This window comes from Capnocytophaga cynodegmi DSM 19736 (assembly GCF_000379185.1).
Lineage (GTDB): Bacteria > Bacteroidota > Bacteroidia > Flavobacteriales > Flavobacteriaceae > Capnocytophaga > Capnocytophaga cynodegmi.
In genome coordinates this window covers 96491-104717 of the sequence record NZ_KB900705.1, presented here as the reverse complement: position 1 = coordinate 104717, position 8227 = coordinate 96491, and the positions used below count along the sequence as shown (strand labels likewise).

Here is an 8227-nt window from a genome sequence, read left to right as displayed (position 1 = left end):
TAGAAACTTTAATCTGGCAGAAAAAGAAAAATTCCAAGTAGTAGAAACTTTAATCTGACAGAAAAAGAAAAATTCCAAGTAGTAGAAATTTTAATCTGACAGAAAAAGAAAAATTCCAAGTGGTAGAAGCTTTAATCTAACAGAGAGAACCAAAATCAAAAATCAAAAAAATTTTTATTAAGTGTTATTAATAAATCCTCAAATCTGTTCAGTTTAATATCAATGAGTTTTCATTCTTATAAAAAAATAAAAGGTTTGCTCAATCAGAACAAACCTTCCCATACATAAAGATACGAATAAAACGATTGTTTTATTTGAGTTTTTTATCAAGAACACGATTCATAAAATCTTGCATAAAGGCTTTAAGGTCGGTAATGCCTTTTTCAACTTCCTGATTGTTTGTTGTTTTTTGTAAGTTGTTTTTAAGGTCTAAATCGGTTTTATCATAAATTCCGATGATGTTTCCTTTTATGTCAGAAACGTAAATGTAATTTCCTTGCATCAATTGATAGAAATTTCGGTTAGTGACATACGCTCGTTGAGGTTCATTTTTATCTGAAAACAAACTTCTTCCCCACGAACGAAATGGTTTTTCATAGCCAACTACATCTACCAATGTAGGAAAAATATCTATTTGTTGTGCCAATTCATCTGAATTTCCTTGCGGAATTAAGTTTGGATTCGGGCTATAAAAAATAATCGGAATGTTGTAATAGGCAATTTTCTGTTTGTAATAATCGTAAAAAGCTGTTGCGGGGTGGTCGGCTACGAAAGCAAAGATTGTGTTTGCAAACCATTTTTCTTTCTTAGCACTTTCAAAAAATTTCTTTATGGAATAATCGGCGTAGGCAACAGCATTATGCATCGGAATATATCCTTTATTAAACCGAGTTTCGTACACTTTCGGAAAAGTATAAGGTTCGTGCGAGGAAAGTGTGAATATTGTTGCCAAAAAAGGAGATTGCATTTTGCTTATTTCCTTTCGACTGAATTGCAAAAAAGGCTCATCGTGTATTCCCCAGCTTCCATTATGTTGGCTATCATCGTTAAATTCTGTTCGCCCAAAATAACTTTCAAACCCGATTTGTTTGGTAAATCCGTCAAAACCCATTGAACCATTAGTCGCTCCGTGAAAAAAAGCGGTTTTATACCCTAACTCGCTGTATATATTGGCAATTGAAGCAATTTCTTGTTGAGAATATGGCGAGGAAGCCAGAGCAATCTCAAAAGTAGGAATTCCTGCTGTAACTGCCGAAATACCTTCCATCGAACGACTTGCATTAGCATATACATTGGAAAAATAAAAGCCGTTTTGTGCCAAAGAATCCAAAAAAGGGGTGTATGATTTAAAGTCTGGAATATTTCTATTTTTGTTAAATGTATTAAAATACTCAGCTCCCATTCCCTCCAAAATAAATAACACCACATTGGGTTTATTTTCTACTTTTCTACTATATCGTTTAATAGGTTGGATATTTTTTTCAATATAATCTTCTGAAACAAAATTGTATTTTCGGAAAGTATCATTTTTACCCAATGTCCTGAGCAAACAAAAAGGCGTGTTTAGTATCAAATTAACTTGTGAAAGGTCATTGGCGTATCTGTTTGCATCGGTAATTGTTATCGGGATAGTTCCTTTTTTGAAAGGCATTCCTCGTATTCCTAATAAGAATAAAGGTGTTAAAAGTACCATAACAACTACAGAAATCCCAAAATAAATCAACTTGTTTTTAACCTGAAATGTATTGATTTTTACCTTTCTGTACAGAAAAATCCAAAAAACTACCAATAGAATAAAAGCTACAAATACCAGCCAATGCCTTGTCAAAAATCCGAAAAGAAGTGTGAATTTATTTTCTTCATTCGCAGCCAAATTCCAAGCACTTAACGTAAGGCGAGAACGATTGTATTCAAAGAAAACAATATCTATGAAATTGAGTAAATACGCAGGAATATTGGTCAGAAAATATATCCAAAAAACTACTTTTTGATAACCTCTGGAAGTATTTATCCAAAGCGGCAACAAACTAACCAAAATAAAAAGTAGGTTTAAGTAAATAATTGCTGATGAATCAAATAACAGACCATAAAAAGCCAGTCTGAAAAATTCAGAAATACTTTCTACTGAAATTACATCTTTGTTAAAAACATAAAACAAAGTTCTGGCAAAAAAATAAAACAGATAAACTAAAAAAAGTCTGTAAAACAAAACTTTATATTCTCCAAACCGAATATTTTTCATAAAGTGATTGATTAAATTGTTATTGTTTTATTCATCAAATAAAAATCCAGAATAACCATTGCAGCCATTGCCTCCACAATGGGGACTGCACGTGGTACTACACAAGGGTCGTGACGTCCTTTTCCTTGCATTTGCACGATGTTTCCTTCTGAATCCAAAGCAGGTTGCATTTGCATAAGGGTTGCCACAGGTTTGAAAGCCACTTTAAAATAAATATCCATTCCGTTACTAATGCCTCCTTGAATTCCGCCAGAACGATTGGTTTGCGTACTTCCGTCAGGATTGAAAAGATCATTATGTTGGCTTCCACGTTGTTTGGTTCCTTCAAAACCACTGCCGTATTCAAAACCTTTCACAGCGTTGATAGAAAGCATTGCCTTGCCCAATTGTGCGTGAAGTCGGTCAAAAACAGGTTCACCCAGCCCCACAGGAACATTCTGGATAACACAACTTATTGTTCCGCCTATTGTATCCCCTGCCTTTCGGATTTCTTTTATATAATTTTCCATTTTTGAAGCCATTTGCAAATCAGGACAACGAACAGGATTAGTTTCTGTTAGTGACAAATCCAATTCTGTATAATCTTTATTTACAGAAAGTTCCCCTACGGAAGAAACATAAGCCAAAAACCGAATGCCTTTCAAAACTTGCTTGGCGATAGCTCCTGCCACAACACGACAAGCCGTTTCACGAGCTGAACTCCGTCCGCCTCCACGATAATCACGATGCCCATACTTTTGTTGATAAACATAATCGGCGTGACTTGGTCGATATACTTCTTTTATATGGCTATAATCGTCCGACTTTTGGTTTGTATTTTCGATAATGAAACCTATGGAAGTTCCTGTTGTTTTTCCCTCAAAAATCCCTGAAAGGAAACGTACTTCATCAGGTTCTTTGCGTTGAGTAACGATAGCCGATTGCCCAGGTTTTCGCCGATCTAATTCTTTTTGAATTGCTTCAAAATCAATGTTTATCCCTGCTGGACAGCCATCAATAATTCCGCCAAGGGCCTCCCCGTGCGATTCGCCAAAAGTAGTTAGCCTAAATATCGTTCCGAATGTATTTCCTGCCATAGTTTTGCTGTGTGAAAGTATTCTTCTTGAAGCAAAAGTAAAAAATAACACATAATTAACAATAATCTATCAAGTTATTTCTTTCTAAATCTGCTTAAATAATAAAAAAAATGGGTTTTAACTTTTTCTTAAAATAATAAACACTATTTTTGGCACGTTCATAAAATTTATTTACAGAGATTTTTGAAAAAAGAATGAGAAAAAAAATAGCTGTTATTATGGGAGGATATTCTGCTGAAGCAGAAGTATCTATAAAAAGTGGAAATGTTGTTGTACAACACCTTAACAAAGAAAAGTACGACGTTTTTCCTATCCATATTTACAAAGAAAAATGGTTTTTTGTTGATGAGCAAAATCAAGAAATTCCGATTAATAAAAATGATTTTTCGGTTGAAATAAAAGGCAAAAAAATAATTTTTGACGCTGTTTTTAATGCAATACACGGTTCACCTGGCGAAGATGGTTATTTACAGGCATATTTCAAACTAATAAATTTACCTTTAACTGGTTGTAGTATGTATGCTTCGGCTTTAACTTTTAATAAAAGGGATATGCTTTCGGTTTTAAAACCTTACGGCATACTATCTGCTCCTTCGTTTTATCTCAATAAAGGAGAAGATTTTTCAGTTTCTGAAATTATTAAAAAAGTAGGGCTTCCTTGTTTTGTAAAAGCGAATAAATCAGGCAGTAGCTTTGGTGTTTACAAAGTGTACGAAAAGCAGAAACTATCGGAAGCTATCGAAAAAGCCTTTGAAGTAGATGATGAAATTTTGATTGAAAGTTTTCTGGAAGGAACTGAAGTTTCCGTTGGTGTAATTACTTACAAAGGAAAAATAAAAGTCCTGCCAATGACGGAAATTGTATCACATAATGATTTCTTTGATTATGAAGCAAAATATTTGGGACAATCCGATGAAATTACTCCTGCAAGAATTTCTGATGAAATGACTGAGAAAATCAATATTCTGGCAGAAAAAATATATCGAATACTAAAAATGAAAGGATTTAGCCGAAGTGAATTCATTATCGTTGGAGAAACTCCTTATTTACTAGAAATGAATACTACACCAGGGCTTTCTGAAGCCAGTTTGTTGCCTCAACAAGCTAAAGTAGCAGGAATTTCACTTTCAGATTTATTTGAAAACGCTATCGAAGAGGCTATAAATGAATTTTAAAAATGAAAAGAGCATTATTTCCTGGTTCATTTGACCCAATTACACTTGGTCATTACGATATCATTCACAGAGCATTGGATTTATTCGATGAAATAGTAGTTGCCATTGGAGTAAATAACGACAAAAATTATATGTTTTCGTTGGAACAACGCAAAAACTTTATAGAAAAAGCTTTTGCTGATGAACCCAAAGTTAAAGTAACTACTTATCAAGGACTTACGGTGGATTTTTGCAAAGAAATCAATGCTCAATTTATTTTGAGAGGTCTTCGAAATCCAGCTGATTTTGAATTTGAAAAAGCAATTGCCCACACTAACAGAACATTATCGAAAATAGAGACTGTTTTTTTACTTACTGCTGCAAGTACATCATTCATTTCATCATCTATCGTGCGTGATGTAATTCGGAATAACGGAAATTACACCGTTCTTGTTCCTGAGAGTGTCAAAATTGAATTATAACATATTTTTTAGCTTTCAAAGGCTAACATAATGCAAATATACTATTACCTACCATTCAAAAAGAGAACAAATCTTAAATTAAAATAAAAATTATGTGCGGAATCGTAGGTTATTTAGGCAGCCGAGCTGCTTTTCCCGTTGTAATTGACGGATTGAAGCGATTGGAATATCGCGGTTATGATAGTGCAGGATTCATTCTGAACTCCGAAAAATTTTTAAATGTAAAAACCAAAGGAAAGGTTTCCGATCTGGAAACCAAAGCAGGAAACGAAGTTCCCAAATTTGGTTGTGGTATGGGACATACTCGATGGGCTACACACGGAGTTCCAAATGATGTAAACTCACATCCTCATTTGTCAAGTTCAGGAAAACTTGCCATTGTTCATAACGGAATTATCGAAAATTATGACAGCATCAAACAACGACTAATTCAGGAAGGATTTACCTTTCAATCGGATACTGACACTGAAGTATTAGTAAATTTTATTGAATATTTTAAAGAAAAAGAAAACTTATCTTTAGAAAGTGCTGTTCGTCACGCTCTCAATGAAGTGGTTGGAGCGTATGCCATTGCCGTTATGGAAGAAGGTCGTCCTGAGGAAATTGTAGTGGCTCGATTAGGAAGTCCACTTGTGATTGGCATTGGTAAAGATGAATTTTTTATCGCTTCAGATGCTTCTCCCTTCATTGAATTTACAAAAAACGCCCTTTATTTGGAAGATGGCGAAATGGCTACCATTCGATTAGGAAAACCATTAAATGTTCGTAATATTCTTAGTAATGAGAGTGTTACTCCACTTATGCAAGAACTAAAAATCAGTTTGGAAGCTATTGAAAAAGGTGGTTATGACCATTTTATGCTAAAAGAAATTTACGAACAACCCAAATCCATACAAGATACAATGCGAGGCAGATTGTTAGATGATTATACAACCAAATTGTCTGGTATTGATAATCATATTGATACATTCTTAAATGCCAAACGAATTGTTATTGTAGCTTGTGGAACTTCTTGGCACGCAGGACTTGTAGGAGAATATTTATTTGAAGAATTTGCCCGAATTCCTGTTGAAGTAGAGTATGCATCAGAATTCCGTTATCGTAATCCAATTATTCATAAAGATGATATTGTCATAGCTATCTCACAATCAGGAGAGACAGCTGACACACTGGCAGCCTTAAAATTAGCAAAAGAACAAGGAGCTTTCATTTATGGAATATGCAATGTGGTAGGCTCATCTATCGCTCGAATCACAGATTCAGGAACTTACACACACGCAGGTCCCGAAATTGGTGTTGCATCAACAAAAGCATTTACCACACAATTAACTGTACTAACTCTGATGGCTTTACATTTAGGATACAAAAAAGGAACTATCAACAAAGCAATTTACAGAGAATTGGCAGAAAATTTGGCTAACATACCTAATCTGGTTGAAAAAACACTCAAAAATACGCATCAAACAGCTATTGAAGTTGCTGATATTTATAAAAACGCTTCAAATTGTTTATATTTGGGTAGAGGATTTAATTTTCCTACAGCTTTGGAAGGAGCTTTGAAACTAAAAGAAATTTCATACATTCACGCAGAAGGATATCCTGCAGCAGAAATGAAACACGGACCTATCGCCTTGATTGATGAAAATATGCCTGTAATTTTCATAGCACCACTCAAAGGTCATTATGATAAGATTGTCTCTAACGCTCAGGAAATCAAATCCCGAAAGGGAAAAATTATAGCAATTGTAACTGAAGGAGATACACAAATGGCGTCGATTGCCGACCACGTAATCGAAATTCCAGAAGTTAGTGAAGCTCTGTCTCCAATTCTGGCTTCAGTACCATTGCAATTACTGTCGTACTATATTGCCATAAAACGAGGTTGCAATGTTGACCAACCAAGAAATTTGGCTAAGTCAGTAACCGTTGAATAATCAAAAAATTAACACAAAGAATCAACAATTTCGATATTTTCTTAATTGTTGGTTCTTTTCTTTTTATAAATACTACATATGAAAGAAAAAAAATTACGTTTCCACAAGCGAATTGCCACTGCATTATTTCTATTTATGACTTTAATGTATATTGCAATGGTAATTCTGCAAAAAAAGGCTCCTGAATGGTCTTTTGTAGGCTACATCAAGGCTTTTTCTGAAGCAGCTATGGTCGGTGCTTTAGCGGATTGGTTTGCTGTTACTGCCCTTTTTCACAAACCTTTGGGACTTCCAATTCCACACACAAATTTGATTGAAAATAGAAAAAAAGATATTGGAGATAATTTGGGAAATTTTGTGGTAGAAAATTTTTTAAAAGCAGAAAATATCCGACCATATGTGGAGAGCATCAATGTTTCTTCTTTCATTGTTAAATACTTAAATAAAGAAAAGAATATCAATATATTAATAAATGAAATTAAAGTAAAACTTGAAGAAATAATAGAAAATACGAATGATAAAAAAATTACAAATTTTATTACAGAAAAATCTAAACTATTACTTCAAGAAATAGAGTTAAACACATTAATAAGTAACGCATTAGAATATTTACTAAAAGAAAAAGAACATCAAAAAATACTTGATTTTATTTTTCTGAAAATACAATTTTACATTTTAGAAAATAAGGACTTAATTCACAAAAAAATTTCACAAGAAAGTGCCTTTTTTATTCCCGATTTTATCGACAAGATTTTAGCTGACAAAATCACTGCGGGATTAGCAAATTATATGGGAGAAGTAGCTGAAAATGAAGAACATTCTATTCGAAAAGAAATAGAAAATCAACTACTTTTACTTAAAGAAGACTTAAAAAATGAGCCTCACTGGAAACAAAAATTAGAAAAGCTAAAAGATAATTTATTACAATCTGAAAATATTGAAAAATACGCTGAAAGTATTTGGGTATACATCAAAAACTTCCTAAAAGAAGACCTATCAAAACCCTTAAATGATTCTGTTTTAAAAAGTTATTTAAAAAAATCAGTGCTAAATTTTACGAATCAACTTCAAACCGACAAACAACTTCAAAATCGCATAGATGGATGGAGCCAAAAGACAATCTACCAGTTTATTTTGAAAAATAGAAACGAAGCAGGATTGCTTATAAGTCAGACTGTTGGTAATTGGAAAGGACGAGAATTAAGCGAAAAATTAGAACTTGAAGTAGGTAAAGATTTGCAATTTATTCGTATTAACGGAACATTAGTTGGTGGTTTAGTAGGGCTTATCATCTACATCATCACTCAATTTTTCTGATTTTAGCATTAAATTTCTTCTT

General features: G+C 33.5%; 6 protein-coding genes. 4 read left to right on the top strand and 2 right to left on the bottom strand.

The window, feature by feature from the left end; all coding sequences use genetic code 11:
* Nucleotides 1–310: 310 nt before the first annotated feature.
* Together YW9_RS0102770 and aroC are read right to left on the bottom strand one after the other, a co-directional pair.
* Nucleotides 311–2242, bottom strand: coding sequence for an LTA synthase family protein (locus tag YW9_RS0102770; RefSeq protein ID WP_018278657.1), 1932 nt, complete (start codon nucleotides 2240–2242; stop codon nucleotides 311–313).
* A gap of 11 nt (nucleotides 2243–2253) precedes the next feature.
* Entirely contained in the window at nucleotides 2254–3318 is a 1065-nt protein-coding gene (gene aroC, locus YW9_RS0102765; protein WP_018278656.1) for a chorismate synthase, read from the bottom strand.
* Nucleotides 3319–3512: 194 nt separating this feature from the next.
* Between aroC and YW9_RS0102760 the strand changes: the two genes are divergently transcribed.
* From YW9_RS0102760 to YW9_RS0102745, 4 genes are all read left to right on the top strand, one after another.
* Entirely contained in the window at nucleotides 3513–4493 is a 981-nt protein-coding gene (locus YW9_RS0102760; RefSeq protein ID WP_018278655.1) for a D-alanine--D-alanine ligase, read from the top strand.
* A gap of 2 nt (nucleotides 4494–4495) precedes the next feature.
* Nucleotides 4496–4954 (top strand): pantetheine-phosphate adenylyltransferase, encoded by a 459-nt coding sequence (coaD, locus tag YW9_RS0102755; RefSeq protein WP_018278654.1) that lies wholly within the window; start codon nucleotides 4496–4498, stop codon nucleotides 4952–4954.
* Between the two features lie 92 nt (nucleotides 4955–5046).
* Nucleotides 5047–6888 carry a glutamine--fructose-6-phosphate transaminase (isomerizing) gene (glmS, locus tag YW9_RS0102750; protein WP_018278653.1) on the top strand — a complete coding sequence of 614 codons (1842 nt, stop codon included), beginning with the start codon at nucleotides 5047–5049 and terminating at the stop codon, nucleotides 6886–6888.
* A 78-nt stretch (nucleotides 6889–6966) separates the two neighbouring features.
* The gene (locus YW9_RS0102745; RefSeq protein ID WP_018278652.1) at nucleotides 6967–8205 is read left to right on the top strand and encodes a DUF445 domain-containing protein; all 1239 of its coding nucleotides are present in this window, start codon (nucleotides 6967–6969) and stop codon (nucleotides 8203–8205) included.
* Nucleotides 8206–8227 lie beyond the last annotated feature (22 nt).